Source organism: Streptomyces sp. NPDC088147 (assembly GCF_044741565.1).
Taxonomy (GTDB): domain Bacteria; phylum Actinomycetota; class Actinomycetes; order Streptomycetales; family Streptomycetaceae; genus Streptomyces.
Genome location: NZ_JBIUSY010000007.1, coordinates 135,122 through 162,107, shown reverse-complemented (window position 1 = coordinate 162,107; position 26,986 = coordinate 135,122). Strand labels below are relative to the sequence as shown.

Annotated in this window: 26 protein-coding genes; 14 read left to right on the top strand and 12 right to left on the bottom strand. The window is 68.9% G+C overall.

Annotation, left to right across the window (positions count from 1 at the left end; all coding sequences use genetic code 11):
* Positions 1 to 30: 30 nt before the first annotated feature.
* From ACIOGX_RS24290 to ACIOGX_RS24280, 3 genes are read right to left on the bottom strand one after another with little or no spacing between them, the layout of a single operon-like run.
* Complete coding sequence (locus ACIOGX_RS24290; RefSeq protein WP_401916130.1) at positions 31 to 645, bottom strand: hypothetical protein; 615 nt, start codon at positions 643 to 645, stop codon at positions 31 to 33.
* Positions 642 to 2,540: an alpha/beta hydrolase gene (locus ACIOGX_RS24285; protein ID WP_401916127.1), complete on the bottom strand. Its 1,899-nt coding sequence runs from the start codon at positions 2,538 to 2,540 to the stop codon at positions 642 to 644. Before ACIOGX_RS24285 ends, ACIOGX_RS24290 begins: the two co-directional genes overlap by 4 nt.
* Positions 2,537 to 3,031 (bottom strand): hypothetical protein, encoded by a 495-nt coding sequence (locus tag ACIOGX_RS24280; protein WP_401916124.1) that lies wholly within the window; start codon positions 3,029 to 3,031, stop codon positions 2,537 to 2,539. Before ACIOGX_RS24280 ends, ACIOGX_RS24285 begins: the two co-directional genes overlap by 4 nt.
* A 213-nt stretch (positions 3,032 to 3,244) precedes the next feature.
* On the opposite strand from ACIOGX_RS24280, the gene ACIOGX_RS24275 reads away from it, so the two are divergent.
* The 4 genes from ACIOGX_RS24275 to ACIOGX_RS24260 all read left to right on the top strand — a co-directional run bounded on the left by ACIOGX_RS24275 (position 3,245) and on the right by ACIOGX_RS24260 (position 7,177).
* Entirely contained in the window at positions 3,245 to 4,876 is a 1,632-nt protein-coding gene (locus tag ACIOGX_RS24275) for a polymorphic toxin-type HINT domain-containing protein (protein ID WP_401916121.1), read from the top strand.
* A gap of 94 nt (positions 4,877 to 4,970) precedes the next feature.
* On the top strand, positions 4,971 to 5,483 hold the full coding sequence (locus tag ACIOGX_RS24270; protein ID WP_356514469.1) for a hypothetical protein: 513 nt from the start codon (positions 4,971 to 4,973) through the stop codon (positions 5,481 to 5,483).
* A 210-nt stretch (positions 5,484 to 5,693) separates the two neighbouring features.
* A complete protein-coding gene (locus tag ACIOGX_RS24265; protein WP_401916118.1) occupies positions 5,694 to 6,257 on the top strand; it encodes a hypothetical protein in 564 nt (187 codons plus the stop codon).
* Between the two features lie 11 nt (positions 6,258 to 6,268).
* Positions 6,269 to 7,177, top strand: a complete 909-nt coding sequence (locus tag ACIOGX_RS24260; RefSeq protein ID WP_401916116.1) for a hypothetical protein — start codon at positions 6,269 to 6,271, stop codon at positions 7,175 to 7,177.
* Between the two features lie 51 nt (positions 7,178 to 7,228).
* On the opposite strand, the gene ACIOGX_RS24255 is transcribed toward ACIOGX_RS24260, so the two are convergent.
* Positions 7,229 to 7,600 carry a DUF192 domain-containing protein gene (locus ACIOGX_RS24255; RefSeq protein ID WP_383973086.1) on the bottom strand — a complete coding sequence of 124 codons (372 nt, stop codon included), beginning with the start codon at positions 7,598 to 7,600 and terminating at the stop codon, positions 7,229 to 7,231.
* Positions 7,601 to 7,726: 126 nt separating this feature from the next.
* Here ACIOGX_RS24255 and ACIOGX_RS24250 point away from each other — a divergent pair, with 126 nt between their 5' ends.
* Positions 7,727 to 8,776, top strand: a complete 1,050-nt coding sequence (locus ACIOGX_RS24250; protein ID WP_401916112.1) for a prepilin peptidase — start codon at positions 7,727 to 7,729, stop codon at positions 8,774 to 8,776.
* A gap of 180 nt (positions 8,777 to 8,956) precedes the next feature.
* Positions 8,957 to 9,751: a class I SAM-dependent methyltransferase gene (locus tag ACIOGX_RS24245; protein WP_401916109.1), complete on the top strand. Its 795-nt coding sequence runs from the start codon at positions 8,957 to 8,959 to the stop codon at positions 9,749 to 9,751.
* A 363-nt stretch (positions 9,752 to 10,114) separates the two neighbouring features.
* Here ACIOGX_RS24245 and mgrA read toward each other — a convergent pair whose 3' ends face one another.
* Positions 10,115 to 11,152: an L-glyceraldehyde 3-phosphate reductase gene (mgrA, locus tag ACIOGX_RS24240; RefSeq protein ID WP_356514480.1), complete on the bottom strand. Its 1,038-nt coding sequence runs from the start codon at positions 11,150 to 11,152 to the stop codon at positions 10,115 to 10,117.
* Positions 11,153 to 11,301: 149 nt separating this feature from the next.
* On the opposite strand from mgrA, the gene ACIOGX_RS24235 reads away from it, so the two are divergent.
* The 5 genes from ACIOGX_RS24235 (at position 11,302) to ACIOGX_RS24215 (ending at position 17,261) form a co-directional block, all read left to right on the top strand.
* Positions 11,302 to 12,063, top strand: a complete 762-nt coding sequence (locus ACIOGX_RS24235) for an isoprenyl transferase (protein ID WP_129770901.1) — start codon at positions 11,302 to 11,304, stop codon at positions 12,061 to 12,063.
* Positions 12,064 to 12,437: 374 nt separating this feature from the next.
* Complete coding sequence (locus ACIOGX_RS24230) at positions 12,438 to 13,772, top strand: PhoH family protein (RefSeq protein WP_356514482.1); 1,335 nt, start codon at positions 12,438 to 12,440, stop codon at positions 13,770 to 13,772.
* Between the two features lie 388 nt (positions 13,773 to 14,160).
* Positions 14,161 to 14,874 (top strand): transglycosylase SLT domain-containing protein, encoded by a 714-nt coding sequence (locus ACIOGX_RS24225; RefSeq protein WP_356514484.1) that lies wholly within the window; start codon positions 14,161 to 14,163, stop codon positions 14,872 to 14,874.
* Positions 14,875 to 15,033: 159 nt separating this feature from the next.
* The gene (locus ACIOGX_RS24220; protein ID WP_401916104.1) at positions 15,034 to 16,449 is read left to right on the top strand and encodes an AI-2E family transporter; all 1,416 of its coding nucleotides are present in this window, start codon (positions 15,034 to 15,036) and stop codon (positions 16,447 to 16,449) included.
* Positions 16,446 to 17,261 (top strand): hypothetical protein, encoded by an 816-nt coding sequence (locus tag ACIOGX_RS24215; RefSeq protein ID WP_401916101.1) that lies wholly within the window; start codon positions 16,446 to 16,448, stop codon positions 17,259 to 17,261. Before ACIOGX_RS24220 ends, ACIOGX_RS24215 begins: the two co-directional genes overlap by 4 nt.
* Before the next feature lie 76 nt (positions 17,262 to 17,337).
* On the opposite strand, the gene ACIOGX_RS24210 is transcribed toward ACIOGX_RS24215, so the two are convergent.
* Positions 17,338 to 17,886, bottom strand: a complete 549-nt coding sequence (locus ACIOGX_RS24210) for an alkyl hydroperoxide reductase (protein ID WP_383041563.1) — start codon at positions 17,884 to 17,886, stop codon at positions 17,338 to 17,340.
* A gap of 6 nt (positions 17,887 to 17,892) precedes the next feature.
* Positions 17,893 to 18,447: a peroxiredoxin gene (locus ACIOGX_RS24205; RefSeq protein WP_356514492.1), complete on the bottom strand. Its 555-nt coding sequence runs from the start codon at positions 18,445 to 18,447 to the stop codon at positions 17,893 to 17,895.
* Positions 18,448 to 18,670: 223 nt separating this feature from the next.
* Between ACIOGX_RS24205 and ACIOGX_RS24200 the strand changes: the two genes are divergently transcribed.
* The gene (locus tag ACIOGX_RS24200) at positions 18,671 to 19,666 is read left to right on the top strand and encodes a LysR substrate-binding domain-containing protein (protein WP_356514494.1); all 996 of its coding nucleotides are present in this window, start codon (positions 18,671 to 18,673) and stop codon (positions 19,664 to 19,666) included.
* Positions 19,667 to 19,698: 32 nt separating this feature from the next.
* Here the strand turns inward: ACIOGX_RS24200 and ACIOGX_RS24195 are convergent, their stop codons facing one another.
* The 5 genes from ACIOGX_RS24195 to ACIOGX_RS24175 form a co-directional block, all read right to left on the bottom strand.
* Positions 19,699 to 22,101, bottom strand: a complete 2,403-nt coding sequence (locus ACIOGX_RS24195; RefSeq protein WP_401916096.1) for an FtsX-like permease family protein — start codon at positions 22,099 to 22,101, stop codon at positions 19,699 to 19,701.
* A complete protein-coding gene (locus ACIOGX_RS24190; RefSeq protein ID WP_401916093.1) occupies positions 22,098 to 22,784 on the bottom strand; it encodes an ABC transporter ATP-binding protein in 687 nt (228 codons plus the stop codon). Before ACIOGX_RS24190 ends, ACIOGX_RS24195 begins: the two co-directional genes overlap by 4 nt.
* Positions 22,781 to 23,305 carry a PadR family transcriptional regulator gene (locus tag ACIOGX_RS24185; RefSeq protein WP_356514500.1) on the bottom strand — a complete coding sequence of 175 codons (525 nt, stop codon included), beginning with the start codon at positions 23,303 to 23,305 and terminating at the stop codon, positions 22,781 to 22,783. Before ACIOGX_RS24185 ends, ACIOGX_RS24190 begins: the two co-directional genes overlap by 4 nt.
* A 492-nt stretch (positions 23,306 to 23,797) precedes the next feature.
* Positions 23,798 to 24,355 (bottom strand): GNAT family N-acetyltransferase, encoded by a 558-nt coding sequence (locus tag ACIOGX_RS24180; protein ID WP_401916090.1) that lies wholly within the window; start codon positions 24,353 to 24,355, stop codon positions 23,798 to 23,800.
* A 17-nt stretch (positions 24,356 to 24,372) separates the two neighbouring features.
* The gene (locus tag ACIOGX_RS24175) at positions 24,373 to 25,737 is read right to left on the bottom strand and encodes a hypothetical protein (protein ID WP_401916087.1); all 1,365 of its coding nucleotides are present in this window, start codon (positions 25,735 to 25,737) and stop codon (positions 24,373 to 24,375) included.
* A gap of 296 nt (positions 25,738 to 26,033) precedes the next feature.
* Between ACIOGX_RS24175 and ACIOGX_RS24170 the strand changes: the two genes are divergently transcribed.
* Together ACIOGX_RS24170 and ACIOGX_RS24165 are read left to right on the top strand one after the other, a co-directional pair.
* Complete coding sequence (locus ACIOGX_RS24170) at positions 26,034 to 26,474, top strand: ATP-binding protein (RefSeq protein WP_401916084.1); 441 nt, start codon at positions 26,034 to 26,036, stop codon at positions 26,472 to 26,474.
* A gap of 188 nt (positions 26,475 to 26,662) precedes the next feature.
* The gene (locus ACIOGX_RS24165; RefSeq protein ID WP_401916081.1) at positions 26,663 to 26,950 is read left to right on the top strand and encodes a hypothetical protein; all 288 of its coding nucleotides are present in this window, start codon (positions 26,663 to 26,665) and stop codon (positions 26,948 to 26,950) included.
* Positions 26,951 to 26,986 lie beyond the last annotated feature (36 nt).

Here is a 26,986-nt window from a genome sequence, read left to right as displayed (position 1 = left end):
ACGCGCGTTCACCGCCGGGGCGGTGCTGTTTCAGGGAGAAGGGGACGGGATCGGGGTAGTCGCGGACCAGAAGTCGGAGTGGACGGAGGGATAAGGGACATCCGCCCCTTCGAAAGGAGTCCCGTTGGCCTTCGTCTTGGGTGGGGCGACCTCCGACTCGATGAAGCACGGGGTGACGACGTCGAAGAAGAACTGGCCCTTGTCGCCAACCGAGACGCTCATCCTGAAGTCCTCCGCGGTCCTGGCATGGATGGACGGGAACTTCTTGCTGCTGTTCACCGTGGTGATCGTGTAGCCCTGCTTCTTCCAGTACCGCTCCACCACGCCGAGCAGACTCCCGCGTCTGGCCTCCGAAACGACAGTCATCACCGCGGTGCGCCGGGTTACTGCACCCGTCTGCTTGCCGTCGATGGTGTAGTCGTCACATCCGCTCGCCGTGGACCCGTCGTGCACCCAGTTCAGGGTGGGACGCACCGAAGACATAGTGCTCAGCATGATCGCGTCGGCCTTTTCGGCCGCCTCCTGCAGACTGATCTTGCTGACCACGTGCTTTTCCTCTCTCCGCTCTCCTGACACTTCCGGACTGGAACACCCGGCTGTTACGACCGTGAGCGCCGCGATCAGAACAATGCGCAGCATCTTCATCGGGGCTCCTCAGTCGAGATCTCATCGCTCTGACCGGCGACGATGAGGGCAATGTTCTCGGCAGACACCGTGTCCTTGACGGGGTGGAAGTAATTCGAGTGGGCAGGCGTGGCCCCTTGGCCGTCGATGTACGGGCGCGGTCCGTCATCCACCTTGAAGCGTTGCGCCCCGAAGTCCTCGTGGGCCGGATCCGTACCGAACCAGAGTTCGCTCTCGTCCTCCGACGACATGTATCCGGCTATGCCACCGACGACACCGCCGGCCACGCCCCCGACGACGCCCCCCACCGGGCCTCCTATGCCCAGCCCCAGCACTGCTCCGGCGGAGGCGCCGCCCACTACACCGGCCCCAAGAGCACTCGCCTCGTCCCTACTTGGCAGCATGGTCACGGGGTCGTTGTCCGCAGCGCCGACGTACACGTGGTCCTTGCCGACACCGAGGTCCTCGGCGGAATCCGCGCCGGTGCCGGGGCTGCCGACCAGGATGATGTCATCGGCTCCCGGGATTCCGCCGTCCCGCTGCGCCGCCTGTCCCACCGTGAACGAACCATATGAATGGCCGATGGCGGTGACATGCGGGTCAGGGTTCTGGTTTGTCGCCGAGATGCCCGCCATGAAGTCGTTGTACGCGACGGCCCCGACTTTGCCGTCACGCTCGAACATCACGCCCGCATTGTCGATCACTTTCTCGGCTGGCAGCTGCGGTGCGTCGTATCCGAGCCATACGATCGCCGCGCTGGACTTGTCGAACCGCATTGCGCCCTTGGCGGTGTCGCGCGCTCGCTGTACGTCGTTCTTGGCGAACGCCTCGTCCAATGACGTCCCGAGCCCTGGGACATACGCGGACACATTCCTCGACGCATCCGGGTTGCCGAAGGAAACGATGGCGCGTCCGAGTCCCTCGTCCCCGATTCCCAGCAGGTACATGCGCGGCACGCCCTTCTCCGGATCCGCCCGTAACTGCCCGTCGATCGACTTCAGCCCCGCCAGCTGCGCCTTCGCCTTCTCTCCGTCCTGCCCCTCCAACTTGCCGATCAGCAACTGCAAGTTGTCTCTGTTGGCTGTGTCGCGCACCTCGGAGGGAATGCCGTCCAAGTTGCCGATCTCATTCGGGTACACCGCGAGATACTCCTCGCGCTGCTCCTGCGTGAGGGACGTCCACCAGGCCTTGCGTTCCGCCGGGGACTTGTCGTTGGGGATGTCTTTCTTCAAGTAGTCGTCCGCCGCGCCCCGCACAGCCGCGGCGTCCGCTGCGGCATCCGTCCACGTCTTCGTGTCGACGGTGAGACCGGGGGCGGCCTTGAGTTTGCCGAGTGTCGCGCTGAAGCGGGTGTCGATGTCCTGGGCCTCGTTGACCGCCCGCAGGATCCGGTCGGCGATGGCCTGGGCCTTGGCGTGGTGGGGGTTGGCATGGGCGAGCAGTGGTCCGCCCGAGGGGGCTCCCAGCGGGGGGCCGTACGGCGTGCCCAGGGGAGAGCCGTTCGTGCTGCCGCCCGGGAGCTCCTTGCCGTCGGTGATGTTCTCTCCACCGGCCGGGTAACTGACGGATCCGTCCGCGTGTACGGTGAATCTCAGGTTCGCCGCGTCCTCCAGAGCGTCCTTCAACCTCCGCTGTGCGCCGCTCAGTTCGAAGGCGAGACTGTTCAGAGTCGTACGGACCAGCCCGCACTCCGTATAGAGGTACTCGAAGTTCCTGTCGAGCCGTTGCAGCCGCCCGAGTGCGGCCGTCGCCGCCTCCCCCTTCTGTGACGCCGCGAGCCGGTTGGTCATCTCGTTGCTCACCCGGTCGCGAGCCGCGTCGGCCCTGTTGCTGACTTCGCCCCAGCCGTCTGCCGCGTCCTGGAGCTCCGACCACTTCAGGTCGCGTAATCGCTGCCATGTCAGCACAGCGGTCATTTCTCCTTAGGTTCACCCAGGTCACTCAGGTCACTCAGGTCACTCGGGTCACTCGGTGTGTTGATCCCCTGTAGCGAGGATTTCACCTTGGTGTCCCGCTCTCCCAAGTCCTTGCCGACCTGCCGCAGCTTCGGGGCGAGGGATCCGCACTCGTCCCGTACGGAACTCAGCCGGTCCTCCCAGGAGGTCAGGACCGCCTTCAGGACGCCGGAACTCGCCAGGCCCTCGGTGGCCGCCGTGACACCCGTATGAGTGGACGTCAGCCTGCTCTTCGCGGTCGTGGTGCTCGTCCGTAAGGCTTCGGCGACGCCGGCCGCGGTCGTCCACGGTCCGTCGCTGTGCTCCAGATCGCTCCGGGAAGCCGCGCCGCCCGAACCGCCCGAACCGCCCGCCGACGCCAGCGACATCGGCCCGCTCGCGGCGCTCTGTCTTTCCTGACCGGCCAGGTCGATCAGCTCTTGCCAGGATTCCGAGTACGCCTCGGTCGCCATCCTCGCCCCTCCCCATTTGCCCCTGTAACGACGTGCGCCGGATCAAGCTATCGAATCCGCGTACTCCGCTTGCCGCGCACGAGTCCGGGTTTGGGCCCTGGGGCTCAAGACGGGGGAGGCGCGCGCGCCTAACCTGGGTGTATGTCGCCATCGGGGGTAGTGCGTCAGTTTCGTCGTGTGCGCGGTCGCGTGCGTCGGCGCGTGCGGAAGTCCATGCCGCGTACCGAGGCCAGGCTGCTCGGGCTGCGCCGGGCGCGGCGCGGGCGCCGGGGGCAGCGGGGACAGGGAGCCGTCGAGTACGTCGGTCTCGTGGCGGTCGTCGCCGCGATCATCGGCACGCTGGTGGTCACGGGCGTGGGGCCGACGATCGCCGAAGGTCTCGGCACGCAGGTGTGCCGGATCACCGGCGGCGACAACTGCGGTGGCGGCGGGGGAGACCACACCGACGCCGCGGACGACCAGGGCGAGCAGGACGATCCCGCCTCCGACACAAGTGACACCGGTGGCACCGGCGGTGGTACCGGCGGCGAGAAGCCCCAGACACAGATCGACTACGAGGCCGCCCTCAAGGAACTCCAGAACGCCCAGGCCGCCGAGAAGTCCGACTCCGACAAGGCCAAGGAGGCCGCGAAGGAGCTGGCGAAGATCCTGGCCGACGAACTGGGGATCACCGACGCCCTGGACTGCGTCACCAAGGGCGACATGGGCGCCTGTACGGAGACGCTCGTCAACGTACTGCTCAGCCTCATCGGCGGCGCCGTGGGCAAGCTCGCGGCGAAGTACGGGGCGCCATGGAAGTGGAAGAAGGCCGTCGAGCTGGTCAGAAAGCTGAAGAAGCACGGCGGTGATCTGTACGACGGCATCAAGGGCCTGATCAAGAACCGCAAACGCGTCAGCGAGGCCGAGGACAGACTCGCCGACGCGAAGCGGAAACTCGACGCCGAGAACAAGGGTAAACCCAAAGAAGGCGACAAAGAGGGAGACAAGGAAGGCGACAAGGAGCCACCGGACAAGAAACCCACCACGTGCCCCGTCCGGCACAGCTTCCTGCCCGGTACGCCGGTCCTGCTCGCCGACGGCACACGACGGGCCATCGACCGTATCCCCGTGGGCACGCGCGTCCTGGCCACCGACCCGCTGACGGGCGTGACGGAGCCCCGCGCGGTGCGGCGGACCATCATCACGTACGACGACAAGCACTTCACCCGGCTCACGGTCCTGGACGGCGGCGTACCGGCGCGCCTCACGGCCACGGACACGCACCCGTTCTGGCTGAGCGGCGAGCGCCGCTGGGCGGAGGCCGGCGAACTCTCCCCGGGCGACGAGCTGCGTACGCCGACGGGCTCGACGCGTACGGTCACCGCCGTCTCCCGCTACACCCAGCGTCAGACCACCTACGACCTGACCGTCGCGGGCATCCACACCTACTACGTGGGGATCGGCTCCGCCGCCGCGCTCGTCCACAACAACGACTGCGACATGTCCCCGGAGGACGCCGACGCGGCCAGGAAGCCGAACGTCGGCGAGGGCGACGCCAAGAAGTTCAAGGATCACTTCCTGCGGCACAAGAAGCTCATCGAGGACGCCCTCGGTACGAAGTACAAGAAGCTGAAGGAGGACGGCCCCCGGTTCCGTGAGGACATCGGAAAGGCCATCAAGGACGGCACATTCGAGCTGGTCGGGAAGGGTACGTTGAAGAAGGGCGAGCCGGAGGGGCTGATCTATCGTGGCAAGGGCGTGACGGTCGTCCTGCGGGAGAACGGCGACTTCTGGACGGCGCTCAAGAGCGGCGAAGGACTGGACACCTCGATCGAGATCACCCAGAAGGTGCCCAAGAAGAAGTAGCAGACACAGCAGAAGCCGAAGAAGCCGAAGAAGCCGCAGAAGCTGAAGAAACCGAAGAAGCAGCAGAAGAACACGCGGAGAAGGGGTAGCCGGGATGAGCAGCCAGTGGCGGCCGGTCGAAGAGGCGCTCCGCGCCCACCATGTCCGCGATGTGCTCGTCCCCGGCTGGGTCGACCGGGACGGCGACGTACCGGAATTCCGGCCGCAGCCGATGGCCGTATGGCTGCGGCTGGACGACGGACTGCTGCGGTTCGAGTCCGTCGGCCAGTACGACCGGCTGGCCTCGGCCCGGGTGCCGGCCGTCAGCTGGTCGGACATCGAGGTACTGGCAGACGCCGAGGACGAGGTGATCGTCGCCTCGTACGGCGAACAGCTCTTCGGCGACGGCAGGAGCGAGTGGCGCTGTACACGGATCCGGGTCTATCCGGGCGGCGGTGCGGAGTGCAGATGCCTCGCCCTGGACTTCGAGGGCGGCCACACGCTCTTCCTCGACCCCACCTGGACGTTCGGTATCCGGCTCGGCAACGAGGCGCAGGAGAAGTGCTGGGTGGAGCTGTACGGGGACGGCGCGTGCGGAGTCGAGACCACGCTCGTGCCGGGCCGATGAACGAGGGCCGGTACGGATCGGACAGGCACGGATCAGGCGGACCACGAACCGGGTTTGGGCCCGGACCCACGCGCGTACCGGGTCCCAGGGCCCATGACCACGTGCCCCGGAACGCATAGCGTCCGCATCGCTGGAGTCGCGTACGTCCAGGACACAGAACCCGGACGCCCACGCGCGAGCCGCCGGAGTCGTCGACGGGGGAACGTGCACATGCTCTGCAACTTCTTGATCAGCCAACCGCTCGAACCGTCCGAGCTGATCGCCGCACTGGCGCACGCCACGGGCGTGCGGCCCGGCCAGGTGGACGTGTGCGCCGAGGAGGACGGCCAGGACGCACGCGACTGGGAGGCGTTCGTCCTCTGTACGCACCACCGGGTACGGGGCGATGTGGTGATGAGCCTGGACGTACAGGTGCAGCCCGCGACCGTCGCGTACGGCGCGCCCGAGACCGAGGCGGAGCTGGCCGCGGCCCTCGCCGCCCGTACGGGGGCCGCCGTGCTCTATCCGGACGAACACGTCGACCCGGAGACGTACTGGCTGGCGGCCCCGGCCGGGGGATCGCCCGCCCCGGTGGTGACCCGGGCGCGGCTGGTGGCCGCGGAGGTCGCCCCGGATGTGACCGAGGCCGACGAGCGGCCGATCTACACCGTGGACGCCGTGGAGACGCCGGTGGCCGCCTTCCCCGCCGCCGAGGTGACCCCGCTCGGCGAGCCGGCCGTGAGGGCGGCCGATACGCCGGCCGGCATGAACGCGCCCGGGGGCACGAGCCAGTGAGGAGTGACCGGATGAGCACACGCACCGAAGGCAGGCCGGAGGAGGACACGCCGGGGACAGCACGGCGTGTGTGCCTGGCCGCCGTGACCGCCGCGCTCTCGCTCGGGCTGATGGGCGCCTGTGGAGGCGGGGAGCGCAGCGACGCGAAGGAAGCCGGCAACGAGGCACCGGCCACCCCACGCGCTTCGTCCTCCGGCGCTTCGTCCACCGGCTCTTCGTCCTCCGGCTCTTCGTCCTCCGCCCCTTCGTCCTCCGCCCCTTCGTCCTCCGCCCCTTCGTCCTCCGCGCCCTCGTCGGCCGCGCCCGGACTCGCGGCGACTCCGCGCCCGGACCTCACCGGCATCGGCGCGAGCGGCGGGAAGGCCCTCACCCAGGGCGAGTTGGACCGGGCGATCCTCGCCGACGGCGATGTGTCGGGCTTCAGGTCAGGCCCGATGGACGCTCCGCCGCCCCGGGGCGAGAACGCGGACAGGAGCGAGTGCCTGCCCCTCACCGCCGTCCTGAACGGCAAGCCGGAACCGCTCGGGAAAGCCGTCGCGTACCGGCAGCTCGTCGGCCCCGACAACGACCGCCCGGCCGTCTCCGAATTCCTCACCACCCACGGCGTGCAGGACGCGAGCACCCTGCTCAACCGGCTGCGTGCCGCCGTCACGGCCTGTGCGGACGGCTTTACGGCCTCCGGCGGTGACGGCCCCTCGACATACACGGGCGTCAAGCGGTTGAGCACGGTCAAGGCGGGCGACGACGCGCTCGCCTATCAGCTGACGGGGGACTTCGAGGGCGATCCGGTCCCGCTGGTCTTCCATCTCGTACGGGTGGGCGGCACCGTGGCCACCTTCTACACCGCGAACTTCGAGAACGGTGCGACACCGCTGATGCCACCGGCCCTGCTCGCCGCCCAGGCGACCAAGCTCACCTAGCGCGCGGACTCACGCAGCATCCTCCAGGACTCGTACAGCGCGCTCCACGACTCACGCAGCGCGCTCCGCGTCCATGTTCACACTCAGCCGCACCCCGGGCCGCAGCCCCCACCGCTCCATCGCGCCGCCCTCCGCCTCCAGCACATGGCGGGCCCGCCAGCGCGGCAGGGGGAGCCGGCCCGGCTTCAGCGTGTGGACGTCGATGACCTTCAACTCCTTGTCCAGATACGCCACATCGATGGTGAAGCGCATCCTGAAGGTGTGCACGCTGTTGCACGGAGTGATCAGCAGCGCGCCCGCTATCCCCTCGCGCCCGAGCAGCCCACGCCGCCGTGTCCCGTACGACGCGGCGATCTCCAGCTCCACCGGGACGTCCTGCCCCGCGACCGTCAACTGCCCTGTGCCGTTACGCCAAGTGCCCATGGCGGTAGACCGTAGCGCCCGTGGCACGGCCACGCGCCCCCGAGGGTGGGGATGGGGCCCTGGGGCGCCGAGAGTGGGCCCCTGGACCCATGACCGGGTCCGTCGGGGAGCCCTAAGGTCAGTGCTGTGTACGCCACGCTGATCGTCGTCGCCGCGCTCTGGGGTGCGGCCACCGCACTGCTCCTGCCGCGTGCCGCCTACCGGCTCTCCGTCGAGCCGGAGGACGCGTGGCGGGACAGCTGCCCGGCCGGGCACCCGATCACGGGGCCCGCCGGCGGATGGCTCGGCGTCGCGAGGTGTACGGGCTGCGCGGTGGCCACGCCCTCCGGTACGGCGGAGAGTTCCGGGTCCCAGACCGAAGCCCCTGGCATCGGCACCGACCGCGCCGCGGCTCCCGTCACTACAGCGAGTCGTTCGGAGACCAGTTCCGAGACCGGTTCGGAGACCGGGTCCGAGCCCAGTCTCGCGACCGGGTCCGAGACCAGTTCCGCGACCGGGTCCGAGACCAGTTCCGCGACCGGCTCAGCGGCCGGACCGGCGGTCGGATCCACGGTCGGTTCCGTCGGCGCAGCGGCCGAACCGGCGGTCGAAGGATCCGGCGCCCGCGTCCGCTACGCGCCCTCCCTCCCCATATCTCTCCTCACCGCCCTCGCCTGCGCGGTCCTCGCCGCCGCCACCGGCCCCCGCCCCGAACTCGCCGTCTGGCTGCTGCTCGCGCCCTTCGCCGTCCTGCTGGCGCTCGTCGACCGCAATGTGCACCGGCTGCCGGACCAGCTGACCCTGCCGCTCGCGGCGGCGGCCGTCGTAATGCTGGGGCTCGCCGCGCTGCTGCCCGACGGCGGCGGCGACCGTACGGGTCCCGGCGGCTCGTGGGGGACCGCGCTGCTCGGCGGACTCGTCCTCGGCGTCTGCTACTTCGTGCTCTTCCTCATCAACCCGAACGGCATGGGCTTCGGCGACGTCAAGCTCGCCCTCTCCCTCGGCGTCGCGCTCGGCTGGTACGGCTGGACGGTCCTGTTCGTCGGGGCCTTCGCCGGGTTCCTGCTGGGCGCGCTCTACGGCTTCGGGCTCATTCTGCTGCGCCGGGCCGGGCGCAAGTCCGCGTTCCCCTTCGGCCCCTTCATGATCGTCGGCGCGCTGATCGGTATCCTCCTCGGCGCTCTCGCCGCCGCGTGACGGCCGCCGCACGACTGGGCGCCGTACGACCGACCGCCGTACGACTGGATCCCGTACGACCGGCCGTTGTACGACCGGACGCCGTACGACCGACCGCCGTACGACCCGGGGCCGCCGCGCGGCCGGCCGTACGGTCCGAAAGCGTTCGCGAACCCGGGGTGCCGCTGCCACGATCGCCCCATGTCCCACCGTCACGACCGCGCCCGCACCTTCGAAGAGCTGATCGCCGAGGCCGAGGCCGTCTCCGTCGACGGCTGGGACTTCTCCTGGCTGGACGGCCGGGCCACCGAGGAGCGCCCCGCCTGGGGGTACGCCCGGTCGATGGCGGACAGGATGTCCCGGGCCACCGCCGCCCTGGACATCCAGACCGGCGGCGGCGAGATCCTCGCGTCCGTACCGAAGCGCCCGCCACTCACCGTGGCCACCGAGTCCTGGCCGCCGAATCTCGCCCGTGCCACCGCCCTGCTGCACCCGCTCGGCGTCGCGGTCGTCGCCGACCCGGACGAGCCGCCGCTGCCGTTCGCGGACGGCGCGTTCGATCTGGTCGTCAGCCGCCACCCCGTACACGCCTGGTGGGAGGAGATCGCGCGGGTCCTGTGCCCCGGCGGCCGTTATTTCTCCCAGGAGGTCGGCCCGGCCAGCGTCTTCGAACTCGTCGAGTACTTCCTGGGGCCGCAGCCTCCCGAAACGCGGTCCGCCCGCGACCCCGTGCGGGCGCGGGAGGCGGCCCAGGCGGCGGGTCTGGACGTGGTCGATCTGCGCACGGCCTCGCTCCGTACGGAGTTCCACGACATCGGGGCCGTCGTCTACTTCCTGCGCAAGGTGATCTGGATGGTGCCCGGCTTCACCGTCGAGCGGTACCGCGACCGGCTGGCGGCGCTGCATCGCCGCATCGAGGCCGAGGGGCCCTTCGTCGCGACCACGACGCGCTTCCTCATCGAGGCGGTCAAGCGCGGAGGCCGCTCCCGAGCGTAACGGCGCGGGGTGGCAACTACTCGCCACTCCGGGCCCCGGAATCCGCGAAATGCCTGGTACTACGGGCCTCACGCGGCCGGCCGTGGTTTTCGGAGCACCGGCACGGCCCGTCGCGACGCCCACCATCAGTTATGAAGGGTTATGGTGGAAACCCCCCCTCGGGCCGGTCCGTATCCCCCCCACGGACCGGCCCGTTTTCTGTGTCGGCCCCGCCCGGAGCCAACCCCGCCCGGCGAGCCAACCCCGCAACGGAGCAGGCCCCGCCCGCCGAGTCAGCCCCGCAACGGAGCCGGCCCCCGCAACGGAGCCGGCCCAGCCAACGGAGCCGGCCCCCCCTGCGAGTCCGCCCAGGGCCCCGGCGCGTCAGCCCCGCCCGGCCCAGATGTTCGTGCCCGCCGTGTCCACCGCGAAGCTGTCGATCTCCTTCAGCTCCTCGGCGGAGAGCTCCGGCCCGGCCAGCGCCGCGACGTTCTCGTCCAGCTGCTTCGTACTCGACGCGCCGATCAGCGCGGACGTCATACGCGGGTCACGCAGCACCCACGTCAGCGCCAGCTGCGCCAGCGACTGACCGCGTCGCCGCGCGATCTCGTTCAGCCCGGTCAGCCGCCGCACGACCTCGTCCGACAGCAGATCCGGGTCCAGGGACTTGCCCTGGGTGGCCCGCGAGCCCTCCGGGATGCCCTTCAGATACTTGTCCGTCAGCAGCCCCTGGGCGAGCGGCACGAAGGAGATACAGCCCATCCCGGCCGTCTCCAGGGTGTCCAGCAGTCCGTCGTCCTCGGTCCAGCGGTTGATCATCGAGTAGGAGGGCTGGTGGATGAGCGCGGGCACGCCCATCTCCTTCAGAAGCCGGGCCGCCTCGGCGGTCTGCTCCGCCGTGTACGACGACACACCGACGTACAGCGCCTTGCCCTGCCGCACGGCGGAGGCCAGCGCCCCCATCGTCTCTTCCAGCGGGGTGTTCGGATCGAAGCGGTGGGAGTAGAAGATATCGACGTGGTCGAGTCCCATCCGCTTCAGGGACGCGTCCAGCGACGACAGCAGATACTTACGGGAACCCCATTCACCGTAGGGGCCGGGATGCATCAAATAACCGGCCTTGGTCGAAATGATGAGTTCATCCCGATAGGCCGAGAAGTCCTGCGCGAAGATCTTGCCGAAATTCAGCTCGGCGGATCCCGGAGGCGGACCGTAGTTGTTCGCCAGGTCGAAGTGCGTGACGCCGAGATCGAAGGCGCGGCGCAGGATCGCGCGCTGCGAATCGAGGGTGCGGTCGTCGCCGAAGTTGTGCCAGAGGCCGAGCGAGATGGCGGGCAGTTTCAGGCCACTGCGTCCACTGCGCCGGTACTCCATGGAGTCGTACCGGTCGTCGGCTGCGAGGTATGAGGGAAAATCAGTCACGCTTCTCTCCCTATCACGTACTTGTGACAGACCGGGTTGGGTCCCCGTGGGGCCCGCGCAGTAATGTGACGGCTTCGGGGTCCCCGGGCCGGCCCCAGGATCCCGTCAGTGGATGCGCCGGTCCCCATGGAATCGAGAGGGTGGACTCAGTGAACCTGCGCGACCTGGTGTATCGGCTCTACGCACGCCGGGTGGAAGGCCGCCTCGACCACACACAGGTGCCCAAGCACATCGGTGTCATCCTCGATGGCAACCGTCGCTGGGCGCGGGCGGCGGGCGGCACGGCCGAGCAAGGACACAAGGCGGGCGCCAACAAGATCCAGGAACTGCTCGGCTGGTGCTCCGAGACCAAGGTCGAGGTGGTCACCCTCTGGATGCTCTCCACGGACAACCTCGACCGTCCCGAGAACGAGCTGACCCCGCTCGTCGGCATCGTCGAGAACGCGGTCCGCGATCTGGCGGCCGACGGCCGCTGGCGGGTGCACCACGTCGGCACGCTCGATCTGCTGCCCGCCCATACGCAGACCGTTCTCAAGGAGGCCGAACAGGCCACCCACGGCAATGAGGGAATACTCGTCAATGTCGCCGTGGGCTACGGCGGCCGGCAGGAGATCGCGGACGCGGTCAGCTCCCTGCTCATGGACCACGCGAGCAAGGGCACCTCGTTCGAGGAACTCGCCGAGATCGTCGACGTCGATCTGATCTCGTCCCATCTCTACACGCGCGGCCAGCCCGACCCGGACCTCGTCATCCGCACCAGCGGCGAGCAGCGCCTCTCCGGCTTCATGCTCTGGCAAAGCGCCCATTCGGAGTACTACTTCTGCGAAGTCTTCTGGCCGGCGTTCCGTAAAGTCGACTTTCTGCGCGCGCTGCGCGATTACGCCGCACGTCACCGGCGCTACGGGACCTGACCTCCCCCTTCTCCCGTAAGGACGCCGCGAGACGGCGACTCGGCGCCGGCCGGTGCCCGGCGGATTCCGCCGGGCAGGACCGCCCGCTTCACCCACGGTTCATCCACCGTCCGCCCTACGCCCTGGCATGGCGGCGCGTGTTCGAGGGAATACCTCCCCCAGGTCGACGTCCAAAACAAGTCAGTGGACGTCGCATCTCAGCGGACGGCATGGGGCCGTCCGCCCGGGAGGCCCTTTGCACCAGGACGACCGTGCGCCGAGTCGTACGGGCGACATGGAGGGCCGGAGTCCGGCCCGCGCATGGGGTCAGGACCCGGCCCACCCGCCCGCGACGCCGTCGCACCCCGACCTCATCCGAGGGGGTACGTCCTTCCGTGGTGACCAGCACAAAGCGCCGCATGCCCGACAGGCGCACCTACGTTCTCGACACCAGCGTCCTGCTGGCCGATCCGAACGCCATGTCCCGCTTCGACGAGCACGAAGTGGTGCTCCCGATCGTGGTGATCACGGAGTTGGAGGCCAAGAGGCACCATCCGGAGCTCGGCTACTTCGCCCGGCAGGCGCTGCGCCTGCTCGACGACTTCCGTATCCGGTTCGGCCGTCTCGATGCCCCCATCCCCCTGGGCGACCTGGGAGGCACGCTGCGCGTCGAGCTCAACCACTCTGATCCCGGCATCCTGCCCGCCGGCTTCCGCTTGGGGGACAACGACTCACGGATTCTCGCGGTGGCCCGCAATCTGCAGGCCGAGGGGTACGACGTCACGGTCGTCTCCAAGGATCTGCCGCTGCGTATCAAGGCGTCCTCGGTCGGGCTCCTCGCCGAGGAGTACCGCGCCGAGCTCGCCATCACCGAATCCGCCGGCTCCTCCGGCTGGACGGGGATGAGCGAGGTGTCGCTCGCCGCGGATCAGGTGGACCTTCTGTTCACCGAGGACTCCCTCTTCGTGCCCGAGGTCAGCGATCTGCCCGTGCACACCGGTCTGGTGCTCCAGTCCGAGCGCGGCAAGGCGCTCGGCCGGATCACCGCGGAGGGCCATGTCCGGCTCGTCCGCGGCGACCGCGAGGCATTCGGCATCCATGGCCGCAGCGCCGAGCAGCGCATCGCCCTCGATCTCCTCCTCGACCAGGACATCGGCATCGTGTCGATGGGCGGCCGGGCGGGCACCGGCAAGTCGGCGCTGGCCCTGTGCGCGGGGCTGGAGGCGGTCCTGGAGCGCAGACAGCACCAGAAGGTGATGGTCTTCCGGCCGTTGTACGCGGTCGGCGGGCAGGAGCTGGGCTATCTGCCGGGCACCGAGGCCGAGAAGATGAGCCCGTGGGCTCAGGCGGTCTTCGACACGCTCTCCGCGGTCGCCGGCCGTGAGGTGATCGAGGAGGTGCTGGGGCGCGGCATGCTCGAAGTGCTGCCGCTCACGCATATCCGCGGCCGGTCCCTGCACGACGCGTTCGTCATCGTCGACGAGGCCCAGTCCCTGGAACGGAACGTACTGCTGACCGTTCTGTCCCGTATCGGGGCGAACTCCCGGGTGGTGCTCACGCATGATGTCGCCCAGCGCGACAATCTCCGGGTGGGGCGTTACGACGGAATTGTCGCCGTCGTCGAAAAGCTGAAGGGGCATCCGCTCTTCGCGCATGTCACGCTCACCCGCTCCGAGCGTTCACCGATCGCCGCGCTCGTGACCGAAATGCTGGAGGACGGTCAGATCTAACCCCGTATCACCCCACTTGGCGCCGCCCGGCGAAAGCGCAGCAGCTTAGCCGGGCGGCGCTGTGCCGCGCCGCTTTTTCCTTGATTCTCCTGGCGCAAACAGAGTGTGAGCTTTCCCACGCAACGAAGAATTGCCTCGCGCCGTTACCTTCCGGCAGAGTCTTGCTTCCGTCAGGCCCCGCATGCGGCACACGCGCATCTTCAGTGATGTGGCACCACACAACTCAACAACTGCCGCCGCATGCCGCCCGCGCACCACGCGGCAGTCCCCGCAAGGGGGTTGCCCACCGGGCCCGTGTCTCCCGTGACGCCGTAGTACGGAGACCAGTGCCAGGGGCACGATTGCGTCCGCGAGGTCACGTATGCGGATGTTGCTGGAAGGACACCGTGTGAGCCGGATCTCGGTCCGGGGATTCGCCGTGGCATCTGCCACTGCGGTCACCACCGTCGGCGCTGTCGTGGGTGTCGCCTCGGGCGACCCTCAGGTCTCGGACGACAATTTCGAGGCGACCGCAGCCGACATGACGCTTCTCGCTGACATCCCCGCGGGCCAGCAGGCCCAGGTGCAGACCGCGTCGCTGACGCAGCAGGCCGACGTACAGGCCGCCGCCGCCGACGCGACCGCCAAGAAGTCAGCGGAGGAAGCGGCCCGTATCCAGGCTGCCAAGGACGCCAAGGCGAAGAAGGAGGCCGCCGACGACGCGGCCGAGCGTGAGCGCAAGGCCAAGGAGGCCAAGGAGCGCGCCAGCCGTGACGAGGTCCGTTCCAACTCGGGTCTCGGCGCGTCCTTCACCCAGCAGGCCTCGTACACCGTCGCCGAGGTCAAGGCGATAGCACGGCAGATCGTTCCCGCCGATCAGTTCCAGTGCTTCAGCAGCATCGTGGAGCGCGAGTCCACCTGGAACTACCGGGCGCAGAACCCGTCTTCCGGTGCCTACGGCCTGATGCAGGCGCTTCCCGGCTCCAAGATGTCCTCGGTCGGCTCCGACTGGCAGACCAACCCGGCCACGCAGATCAAGTGGGGCCTGAACTACATGAACTCGGATCGCTACGGCAGCCCCTGCCAGGCCTTCGCGTTCTGGCAGGCCAACGGCTGGTACTAGACGCCGTGACCGGTTGAACCCGGTCCTCCCGGCGCTCAACCTCACGAAGCCCCCCGCCGTCCTACGGCGGGGGGCTTCGCACGTGTACGGTCGGTTCGGACGTGCTCCGTGCTCCCAGAGGAGTGAGTTGGGGACAGCACAGGGGGAAGAGGAAGCTTCATGTCGAAAGTACCCGCATGGCTCGGTCAGGTCGGTGCCGAACTGACCCGTATAGGGGAGCGCCTGGACCAGCGCCGGGCGGAGGCCGAGGAGGACGACCGGCCGGTACCGCGTACCGCGCCCGAGAACGTCCCCCCGCCTCCGGCGTACGCGCCCTCCGTCTCGGCCAAGCCGGACCCCGTCGCCGCCATCCCCTGGGGGATGCGGGTCGCGGGCGAGGCGGCCTGGCGGCTGCTCGTCCTCGCCGGGCTGGTCTGGGTGCTGATGCGGGTCATCGGCGCCGTACAGCTGGTCGTCATGGCCTTCGCCGCCGGTCTGCTGATCACGGCGCTCCTCCAGCCCACGGTCGCCTGGCTCAAGCGGCACGGGATGCCGCGCGGACTGGCCACGGCCCTCACCGCGGTCGCCGGATTCGTCCTCATGGGGCTGGTCGGCTGGTTCGTGGTGTGGCAGGTCATGGAGAACATCGACGATCTCTCCAACCGTGTCACGGACGGCATCAACGAGCTGAAGCGCTGGCTGCTCGACAGCCCGTTCCATGTCACCGAGGGCCAGATCAATGACATCGCGAAGACCCTGAGCGACGCGGTCGGTTCCAACACCGAGAAGATCACGTCCGCCGGGCTTCAGGGCCTGACCGTGATCGTCGAGCTGCTGACCGGGATCGTCCTCGCGATGTTCTCGACGCTCTTCCTGCTGTACGACGGCAGGAAGATCTGGCACTGGACGCTCAAGCTCGTCCCGGCGCAGGCCCGTGAGGGCGTCGCAGGAGCCGGGCCGCGCGCCTGGCGCACCCTGACCGCGTATGTGCGCGGCACGGTCCTGGTGGCGCTGATCGACGCGCTCTTCATCGGTCTCGGGCTCTACTTCCTCAATGTCCCGCTGGCCGTGCCGCTGGCCGTCTTCATCTTCCTCGGCGCCTTCATCCCGCTGGTGGGCGCGCTGGTGTCGGGCGCGCTGGCCGTGGTCGTCGCGCTGGTCACGCAGGACGTGTTCACGGCGCTGATGGTCCTGTGCGTCGTGCTCGGGGTCCAGCAGATCGAGGGGCATGTGCTCCAGCCCTTCATCCTGGGCCGTGCGGTACGGGTGCATCCGCTCGCCGTCGTGCTCTCCGTCGCGATCGGCAGCCTGGTCGCGGGCATCGGCGGGGCGGTGGTGGCGGTGCCGGTGGTGGCCGTCACCAATACGGTGGTGGGCTATCTCCGGGCGTACAGCGCGGAACAGGCCCTGCCCCGCCCGCCGGCGCAGGACCCCGCCGACTCGTCGTCCTCCGCGTCCCCCTCTTCGTCCGCCTCGTCCGCCTCGTCCGCGTCCTCCTCGTCCCTGTCCTCCGCGGAGGCCCAGGCTCCGGAAGCCCCGGCCGTGGCGCCGTCGGCCAGGCCCGCCACCGCCGAGGCCGGGGACGGCCGGGAGTGATATCCGAGCCGGAACTGGAAGGCGAGGACGACGGGCGGAGCGGCCCGCGGTCCTCGCCGTCCCCGCGGTCCTCGCCGTCCCCCCGGTCGCCGCTGTCCCCGCGGGCTCCCGAACCGACCGACGGGCCCGGGACGGTCGTCGGTGACGGCATCCCCGTACTGCCGCCGCGCCGCGTGCGCTGGCTCTGGGCCCTCGGCGGCGCGGTCGTCGCCTCCGCCGTCTGGGCGGGCGGACTGTACGCGTACGACCGGACGGGGCCGGATCTGCGCGGCTACCGGACCAGCGAGGACCTCTGCCGGGACGCCGATCTGTCCGCGCTCTCCGCGCTCCTGGGCGGCAAGAGTTCCCCTCGGCCCGCGGTGGAGGAACAGCGCGCCATCGACCGGTCCTTCTGCAATGTCACGATGGCGCCGGGCCGGCCGCCCGAGGCGAAGGACGACGTCCTGACGAGGTCGTACGCGTCCGTCACCGTCCAGTACACCCTGCACAAGGAGACAGATCCGGAACCGGAGTTCGAGGCGACGCTGACCCCGCTCGCGCTCTCCCAGGTCATCGAACGCAGGACCAAGCGGGTCCCGGAACTGGGCGAGCGCGCCTATCTGATGACGGACTCCGACGGATACGGACCCGAGCTGAAGGTCCTGGACGGCCGGGCCGTGCTCTCGATCGAGGTCGCGAGCGAGTCCGTCACCGAGGGCCCGCCCGGTGGCGGACAGATCGCACCCCCGGACACGGAACCGGTCGACCCCGCCGTACTCGAACCCGCGATGGTCGAGGACATGAAGGCGCTGATGGCCGCAGTCAGGGAGTGACCGCGGTACGGGCAAACGGAACCGGCCCCCGCCCTCCACCGTGTCGTGGAGGGCGGGGGCCGGTCCCGTCCGGGCACTACTCGGCGGGTACGGCCTCGGCGAGCACGGCCTCGGCGTCGAGTGTCGTGCCGACCGCCTGGATCACCGCGGCGATCTTGAAGGCTTCCTGGATCGTCTCGCGGTCCACACCGGCCGTGCGGAGCACCTGCTCGTGCGAGTCGAGGCACTGGCCGCAGCCGTTGACGGCGGAGACGGCGAGCGACCACAGCTCGAAGTCGACCTTCTCCACACCCGGGTTGCCGATGACGTTCATCCGCAGACCGGCGCGCAGCGTCCCGTACTCGGGGTCCGACAGCAGATGCCGGGTCCGGTAGAAGACGTTGTTCATCGCCATGATCGCGGCGGCCGATTTGGCGGCGGTGTACGCCTCGGCGCTCAGGTTCGCCTTGGCCTCCGGCTCCAGCTCGCGCAGCACCCGCGCCGAGCGCGAGGCGATCGCGCAGGCCAGCACGGTGCCCCAGAGCTGCTGCGCGGGCAGCCCGCTGTTGCCGATCACCGAACCGAGGTTCAGCCGCAGGTCCTTGGCGTAGTCGGGCAGGGCCGACTTCAGTTCATCGAGGGCCATCGGAGATCACTCGCCCGACAGGAGCTTGACGGGGTCGAGGGTGTTCTCGCCCTTGTTCCAGTTGCACGGGCACAGCTCGTCGGTCTGGAGGGCGTCGAGCACCCGCAGGACCTCCTTGGGGTTACGCCCCACGGAACCGGCGGTCACCATCGTGAACTGGATCTCGTTGTTGGGGTCCACGATGAAGACGGCGCGCTGCGCGAAGCCGTCCTCGCCCTCGATGCCGAGGTCGCGCATCAGCTCGTGCTTGGAGTCGGCGAGCATCGGGAAGGGCAGGTCGCGCAGGTCCGGGTGGTCCTTGCGCCAGGCGTGGTGCACGAACTCGGAGTCGCCGGAGAAGCCGAGGATCTGGGCGTCACGGTCGGCGAACTCGTCGTTCAGCCGGCCGAAGGCCGCGATCTCGGTCGGGCACACGAAGGTGAAGTCCTTGGGCCAGGCGAAGATGACCTTCCACTTGCCCTCGTAGGTCTTGTGGTTGATCTCCTCGAACTCCTTGCCCTTCTCCAGGGAGACACAGGCGGTCAATTCGAACGAGGGGAACTTGTCACCAACGGTGAGCACGGACTCTCCTTGTGGGGGCGGGAAGTCCCTTTTTGAGGTCTTCCGGGTGGTTGGACGGCTCACTGATGGTGGCACAGTCAGCATTGATCATAGAAATAGCTAGACTCGGTCGCCGTGATCGGAGGTGCCTATCAGTGGGGTCGGTTCAGTGGGTTCGGTGTCAGCGGGTTCGGTGTCGGTGGGTCCCGTGTCAGCGGGTCCTGTGTCGGTGGGGCCGGTGTCCGTGACGCAGCACGTCAGGCAGTCCGGTCCCCGGGCCAAACAGCCCAGCCTCTCCCAGCTGCGCGCCTTCGCGGCCGTGGCCGAGCATCTGCACTTCCGGGACGCCGCCGCCGCGATCGGGATGAGCCAGCCCGCGCTCTCCGGCGCGCTCTCGGCGCTGGAAGAGGTCCTCGGCGTACAGCTCGTGGAACGTACGACCCGCAGGGTGCTGCTCTCCCCGGCCGGTGAGCGGCTGGCGTCCCGGGCGATGGCCGTACTGGACGCGGTGGGCGCGCTGGTGGACGAGGCCGAGGCGGTACGGGCGCCCTTCACCGGAGTCCTCAGGCTCGGCGTGATCCCGACCGTCGCCCCGTATCTGCTGCCGGCCGTGCTCCGGCTGGTCCATGAGCGCTATCCGGAGCTGGACCTCCAGGTACACGAGGAGCAGACCTCGTCCCTGCTGGACGGTCTGGCGGCGGGCCGGCTGGATCTGCTGCTGCTCGCCGTACCGCTCGGCCAGCCCTCGGTCACCGAACTGCCGCTGTTCGACGAGGACTTCGTCCTGGTCACCCCCGACGACCACCCCCTCGGCGGCTGTCGCGACCTGCCGCGCGAGGCGCTGCGCGAGCTGCCGCTGCTGCTCCTGGACGAGGGCCACTGCCTGCGCGACCAGGCGCTGGACATCTGCCGGGAGGCCGGCCGCGCCGACGGCGTGCCCGTGACGACCACGGCGGCGGGACTGTCGACGCTGGTGCAACTCGTCGCGGGCGGCCTCGGCGTCACGCTGCTGCCGCGTACGGCCGTACAGGTCGAGACCGGACGCAACGACCGGCTCGCCACGGGATACTTCGCGGACCCCGCCCCGGCGCGCAGGATCGCGCTGGCGATGCGCACAGGCGCGGCGCGGGGCGGCGAGTTCGAGACCTTCGCGGACGCGCTGCGGGAGTCCCTGCGCACGCTCCCGGTACGCCTGAGCGCCCCGTCACCGCACCCCCCGGGCGTGCCGCGGCAGAGCTGACACCGCCGGCCGGCACCGCACCCGCCGTACGGTCACTCCGACCGGAGGCCGTCCGGCCGCATCATCCGCCACAGGGGCGGCAGACTGGCCACCGTCACCAGCAGGACCACCGCGACGCCCACGCCCGCGAAGGGCGCGAACACCCACCAGTCGGCGACCCGTTTGCCGGTCATGTTCAGCAGGACGGCACCGAGGGTCAGCCCGCCCGCGATGGCCAGCAGCGTGCCGAGCGCGACCGGGACCGCGGTCTGCCAGAGCACCGACCAGGCGAGTGTCGAGCGGCGCGTGCCGAAGGCCACCAGGACCGACAGCAGGCGTCTGCGCTCGCGCAGTTGCTCGATCTGGGAGACCAGCATGCTCGCGGCGATCAGCGCCATCGTGGCGGTGCCGCCGATGAACAGACCTGTCTGCACGCTCGCGTACTGCTTGTCGCGTTCGACGGCCTTGAACGTGTCGACCCGCATCGTCGGATCGAGCGCCGCCGCGGTGTTGCGTACGTACTCCTCGGCGTCCGTGACCCGTTCGTCGGTCCGGATCGTGGCGCTGGTCCGCGCGTCGGGCATACGGCTCGGGTCGAGGGCGCCCGGGGTGGCGAGGATGCCGTCGTTCACCCGGCCGACCGGGTCCGTCCTGGCCTCGACGGTCCGGGTCGACGCGGGCAGTGTCCACAGCGCGGGCAGCGTGACGCCGTTCACCGTGCGGCTGCCCAGATCGACCGGCTCGCCCAGCCGGGCCGTCTTGTCGACCCAGTCGTTCTGCTTCTTCTTCCCGGGGACATGGGACACGAAGGTGTCCCCGTCCTCGCAGGACGGCAGCCTCGCCAGCTCCCGCAGGGTGGCGCAGCTGCCGACGGTCAGGATGGTGGTGGGCTGGATCTCGTGCGGGGCCACGGGCCCCGGCCTGACGACATAGCTCTCGGCCACGGCGACGACCGCCGTGACGCCCTTGGTGGCGCGGAACCCGTCGGTCATCTCCTGGGCCAGCCGCGCACTGCCGTAGAACGCCTCGATGGTGATGTTCGCCCGCGTCGGATCCTGACCGGTGGGCCTGACGAAGTCCTCGTGCATCCCGGCGAACGTCATCTGAACGGCGATGGCGCCCGCCACGGCCGCGGTGATCCCGATGACCGCCCGGGACGCCGGACCGCTGTTCAGCTGGAGCCTGCGGGCGGCGAGCTGCCACGGCACCGGTCCGCCGGTCAGTCCCGCCACCACCGCCTCGACGAGCCAGGGCAGCAGGGTGGTCAGACCGGTCAGCACCAGCACCGCGCCGGCCGCGATGGGGTACGGATCGACGGCGGTCGCCTCGCCGACCGTTCCGACCGTGCTCAGGATGGTGACACCGGTGACAGGCATCAGCAGCCGCCACCACAGCTGCCGGCGCCGGGGGCGGGCCTCGCGTACGACACCCAGCGGTTCGATGGTGACCGAGCGCAGCGCGACCAGCGTCACCCCGACCGCCACCACCGGCACGGCCGCCACGATCAGCGCGGCGAGCCTCGGCGCGGGGACCAGGTCGGCGGGGAAGGCGGTGAGATTCCACAGCCGCACCCCGCCCGCCAGCGGTCGCAGCGCCAGGAAGAACGCGAATCCGGCGAGCAGACCGAGCGCCGCGCCGAACAGCGCCTCCCCGGCCGCGATACGGCGGGTCATCGCGACATCGGCGCCCACCAGCCGCAGCGCGGCGAGTCTGCGGTCCCTGCGCTCACCGCCGAAGCGGACGGCGGTGGCGATGAAGATGCCCACCGGCATCAGCAGCACCACGGAGATCAGGACGATCAGCACGACCAGGTACGGGTCCATCGGATCCGGCCGGCCGGTGGTGCCGTAACCGGCTGTCCGGTGGCCGCCCTGGGCCTTCGTGAGAGTGTCGCTGCCCGCGTAGAAGCGGAGTTCCTCCGGATCGAGCAGACCGGCGTCGGCGATGGTGCCGACGACGCGATGGCCGAGCCGCTCCGCGAGGAGCGCGCCGTCGGGCGAGTCCAGCAGCGTCCGCAGGGCGGGGGAGACCACCATCTCCCGGGGCCCCGGCACCTTCGCGACACCGGGCGGCAGCGGCGGGCGGGCGCCGTCCGGGCGCAGCAGCTGACCGCCGACGGTGGCGCCGCGGTAATCGGTCTCGACGTTGATCCACACCAGCGTCGTGTCCGACCGCTGCGCCGGAGCGCCCGCCGTCTCCGCGACGGTGCGGGCGGCATCCCGTTCGGCGCGCGCGTCGATCACCCCCGGTACGGACGCGGCGAAGAAGAGCAGCGTGACACCGAGCCCGACCCCCACGGCGGTCAGCAGCGTACGGATCCAGCCCTCGCGTCCGCCCGCGGCGGCGAACCGTACCCCGAGCCCGAGGTCACGGGCCCAGGTGCGGAGCCGGCCGGGCGCCCGCTTGGGGACCGGGGGAGCGTAGGCGGGGGGCCTGGTCCGGTCGAGGAGCGTCATACGGTGAACTCCGCCTCGCGGACCCTGCCGTCCCGCACGATCACCTCACGGTCCGAGTAGGCGGCGACCCGCGCCTCGTGGGTGACCAGGACGACGGCGGCGCTGGTGGCCCTGGCCGTCTCGGTCAGCAGCTCCATCACCCGCTCGCCGTTGAAGGAGTCGAGCGCGCCGGTCGGCTCGTCGGCGAAGATCACGCGCGGCGAGGTGACCAGGGAACGGGCGACCGCGACGCGCTGGCCCTGTCCACCGGAGACCTCGCCGGGGCGCTGGGACCCGATGCCGGCGACCTCCAGCCGCTCCAGCCACTCGCGCGCGGCGCGTTCGGCGTCCTTGCGTCGGACGCCGGTGAGCCGCAGGGGCAGCGCCACGTTCTCCAGGCAGGTCAGTTCCGGTACGAGCTGGCCGAACTGGAAGACGAAGCCGAATTCGCTTCGGCGCAGGGCGCTGCGCTCGGCCTCCGGCATATCGGTCAGCACCCGGTCCCGATAGGTGATCGTGCCCGAATCGGGGGGCACGATCCCGGCGAGGCAGTGCAGCAGCGTGGACTTGCCCGAGCCCGACGGGCCCATGACGGCGACGACTTCGCCCGGGTGGATCGAGAACGTCACGCCGTCGAGGGCGGGTGTCGGTCCGTACGACTTGCGCAGATCGTCGGCGATGAGCAGGGAGCCGGCGGGCGTCATCGGCGTATCGCCGTGGCGAGCCGGTCCAGCCGGGCCGCGGTCAGTTCCAGCCAGCGCAGATCGGCTTCCAGGTGGAACAGCGCGTGATCGCAGATCAGCTGGTCGGCGAGATCGCCCTGGCGCTTGCGCGCGGTCAGGTCCCGCATCATCCGCAGATGCTCGGCGCGCTGGGCGTCGAGCAGATCGGCGGCGCTGCGGCCGGTGAGCAGCGCGATGACGACCTTGGTGTAGAGGGTCGACTGGAGGTACGGCTCCGGGCTCTCCGGCTGCGCGAGCCACTTCCCGACATCGGTGACACCGGCGTCGGTGATCGCGTATCTCTTGCGCTCGGGTCCGCCGCCGGCCTCGACGCCGTCGACCACGACGAGCCCGTTCTTCAGCAGCCGGGACATGGTCGAGTAGACCTGTCCGTAGTGCAGGGGGCGGTCGCGGCCGAATTGATCGTCGAAGGACCGCTTGAGGTCGTATCCGTGGCGCGGCCCCGACTCCAGGAGTCCGAGAAGAGTGTGCCCGATTGACATCCCCTTACTATACATGCGGTGTATAGGTGTGCGGACGCGCCCAATCCTGCGTCCGTGCGACGGGGGCTAAGGCCCCGCATCCGTTGGACAACTCCCTCACGATGCGACTCGTGAAGCGTTGGCGGCAAAGCCGTTCGTGAGCTGCGGTGACGTCGATGGGGACGGGGTTTCGGATCACGAATCCGTGTGCGGGGTAGATCAGGAGTCGTTGCAGTGCGCCTGCCAGCTGCGGGAACGACGACTTCGACGCGTCCGCTGACCGCGAGTATGGCCTGTGCCCACCAGGTGTCCGGCTCGTCGGCGATGCGGCTGATGCCTAACGGTTTCCGATTCCGCGAACCAAGCGGGCTATGTGCTCGCTGAGCATCGCCTTCAGCTGACGCTCGACGGAGGAGAGAAGGCTGTGGTGCCCGGTGATGCCCATGCGTCAAAGGGGTCATTCCTACAGATAGGAAGCGTGCCCCTGTTGTCGAACTCGCACCGTGTTTGCGACTACGGCTCTTCGCCTGCCGACCACTCTTCGCGAAGGATTCCGTAAATGATGGAGTCCCGCCAGGCGCCATGTACATGGACGTGTCCGCGGATTACCCCCTCCTCGGTCATCCCTGAGGCCAGGAGTGTCTTCGCGGACGCGGTGTTCATCGGAGCGCGAGCCGCCCAGACGCGATGAAGGTCCAGGTCTATGAATGCCAGAGCGAGCAGCAGTCGCACGGCCTCTCTGCCGTAGCCACGTCCCCAGGCGTCGGTGCGAAGCGCGCCGCCGATCGTGGCTGAGCGTTGCTGATGGGGGTCGAGGGCGAGACGAACGAATCCGGCCAGTTCGCCACTATCTCTCTCCACGAGAGAGAGGGCGTACTCGTTCCGTGGAGAGACGGTCGCCGATGCCATGGAGCGAGCGACGATGCCTTCGACTTCGGGGCGTGAGCGTGGGGCGAAGCTCAGGTGCTCGGTGACTTCGGGACTGCCGTAGATAGCAAGTACGGCATCAACATCGTCGGTGGCGAGTTCACGGATGGCTAGACGAACGTCGTGACGCGCAATCGGGTACATGCTTGGGCCTCAATCTGTCAGCGTGGCAGCGGTAGTGGACGGTGTCGGCTGAAGACTGAAATTTCCTCGCACAAGTCCCGTGCGGTTGCCGCGGTGCGAGACGGGCTGCCGTGGAGGGAAGACCAAACACGTTGTACGGAACCGATGATGCCGGCGTTGCGATGATTGGGTGGGAGATCGAGTACGGGACGGACGGCTTCGGCTGCGCCTTCCAAGTCTCCCGTGTAGAGGCGGGCCAGGGCCAGGTTGGACTGGCAGCCAGCTTTGGCGGCGAACGCCCAGTGCGGGTTGTTGGTGTCGCTCAACTCTTGCACCGCACTTTCTGCACGCCTGACCAGGCTTGTGTCGCTTTCGCCCAGCAGGACGCTCGCCTCGATGCCGAAAAACGTCTGTCTGACCTCCGGGAAATGGAAATTTCCACCGATTGAGTCCAGGTCGTCCGGCCGGGTGTGCTGACGTAGCTCGTCGGCGCGATGATTTGCCGCGCGAACAGTTTCAGCATCCCCCAGCAGCGCGGCGGCACGTGCTTCCTGAGAAGCCAACCACACGATGACGGTGCCGCCGAGGCCATGGCTGGTCTCGATGCCTTGGCGCGCATAGCGCACGGCATCCTCTGGTCGGTTCGCCCAGTAAGAAATGGCGGACTGGAGCCCGCGAACCCAAGCCCTCATGGCCTGGTGCTCGGCTTGCTCGGCACATACCGACGCGGTGCGGGCCTGCATCATGGCCGATTGCGGGTCCCCGAGATCGTGGCTGGCCTTGGCCAGCATCCCGGACTGGAAAGCGGCGAGGAGATACAGATCCCGTGTCTGGGACGGCTTGGCACGACCGCTCTCCAACAGTCGGAACGTAGCATCCTGGACATAGGTCAGGTCGTCCAGGATCGTACCCACGGGAACGCGTAGATGGATCTTGGCGATACGGCCTACCTCATCCTGAAGATGGCTCAGGGTCTCCGGTCCCACCTGGTTCCGTTCCGCTCCCATGGCGAATTCAATGGCGCGTCGTGCGGCCATAGCTGCGTCCCGTCCCATCTTCTGCTGTTCCGCGCCGGAAGCGGCGCCGACGTCGATGTCCGACAAGCTGAACTGCCCAGAAGACCTGTTCCCCATGGGCAGACGTTCCTCGGCTGGGGCTTCGGAGAGGAGTTCATGGATCGGCCTCATGAAAAGGTGCGCGAGAATTCTCCGGGCATCGTTCTGAGGCGTCACTCTTCCCGAGTACCAGCGCTCATACGTTCTGTCCGAGACCGTGTGCGTGGTGAGAGAGGAGTCCCGAACCTTTGCCGCCAAGCTTTGTGCTGCCTGGTGGTACTGATCGATGAAGGTTCGGTAGTCCTTCCATCCCCTTTCGTCGATCAGGGACCGGAGGAGCGTGGCCATGGAATCCCCCTGTGCTGTCCAGCGTGATAGGGCGACGTTACGCCCGCGATGCCTGCAACTAGGCCTGTTCATTGGGTTCCTGACGAATCTGTCGGAACTCTGTCGTCACTCTGTCCAGGGTTTGTCCCCTTCCTCGCTCTGCTCGCGCGGGAATGACGTTGATCTGTCGGTAGATCTGCGTTAGCCGCGTTGCGACGATCGACACCCACCACCTCGTGTGCCCATTGCGCCACGGAAAGTAACCGAAGTGCGGGTGTGTCGAGTGCTGGTCAGTACAGGACTATGAGGGGAATCGCATGGTGACCATGCTCCCGAAGCAGTACGAAAAAACCGGTTGTCGGCCACCGGCGGGGCCTCCGCCCCAGCTCATGCTCGGCGGTGCTCCGGAGTCCGTCCGGGCCGCTCGTGCCTACGTACGCGAGTTCATCGCGTACCACCTGCCGGATTTGGCACCCGACCGCACGGCCGATGTCGAACTTGTGGTCTCGGAGTTGGTCACCAACGCCGTTCGGTACGGGACTGAGCCCGGCGACTCGTTGCTCGTCGGCCTGAACGGCACGGCCGCTCGTGTCCGTATCGAGGTGCGGGACCCCGTACGGCGGCGGCCGTCACTCAAGCCCGTTTCACATGAACGCGACCGGGGGCGTGGGCTGTTCATCGTTGAGGCGCTGGCGGAGTGCTGGGGTGTGGTCGACCAGCCGTTCGGCAAGACCGTGTGGGCAGTGGTGGCACGGTGACGGAGCCGCCGACCGGCCAATCCACTGTCCCGGGCCCAGGGTTCGTCGCGGGCTGTCTCGTCTCGACATGGCTCGACGTCACACCGGCGCACCCGGTGGCGTGGTTGCTGCTCGGACATCCACCGCCGCGTCGTCGGGGTGAGTCGGCGGAGAGTGTCGAGGCCGGATTGCGGAGCATTGCCGCCGGGATGGGTCTGCGTCGCGTCGTCGAGAGTGTGCCGTACGTCGGTGAACGCCTGCTGATCCGGGGCCCGATCATCGCTCTCGACTACGGACACCCCGACTGCCTTCTGCGTCTCCCGGACCCCGGCCATCGTTGGCGCGCCCACCTGACCCGAGGCGGAATGACATACATCACCCTCGGACTCGATGCCATGCCGCTGGGCGCGAGCCGGGACGCCATCGATACGTACATGCGGCGGTCCGCCGTAGCTGGAAGAGCGCTCGTGGGCGCCACCGGCGTACGAACCCGCTAGTGACGAGACGTCACCGGCCTCCGCTGACCGTTCTCG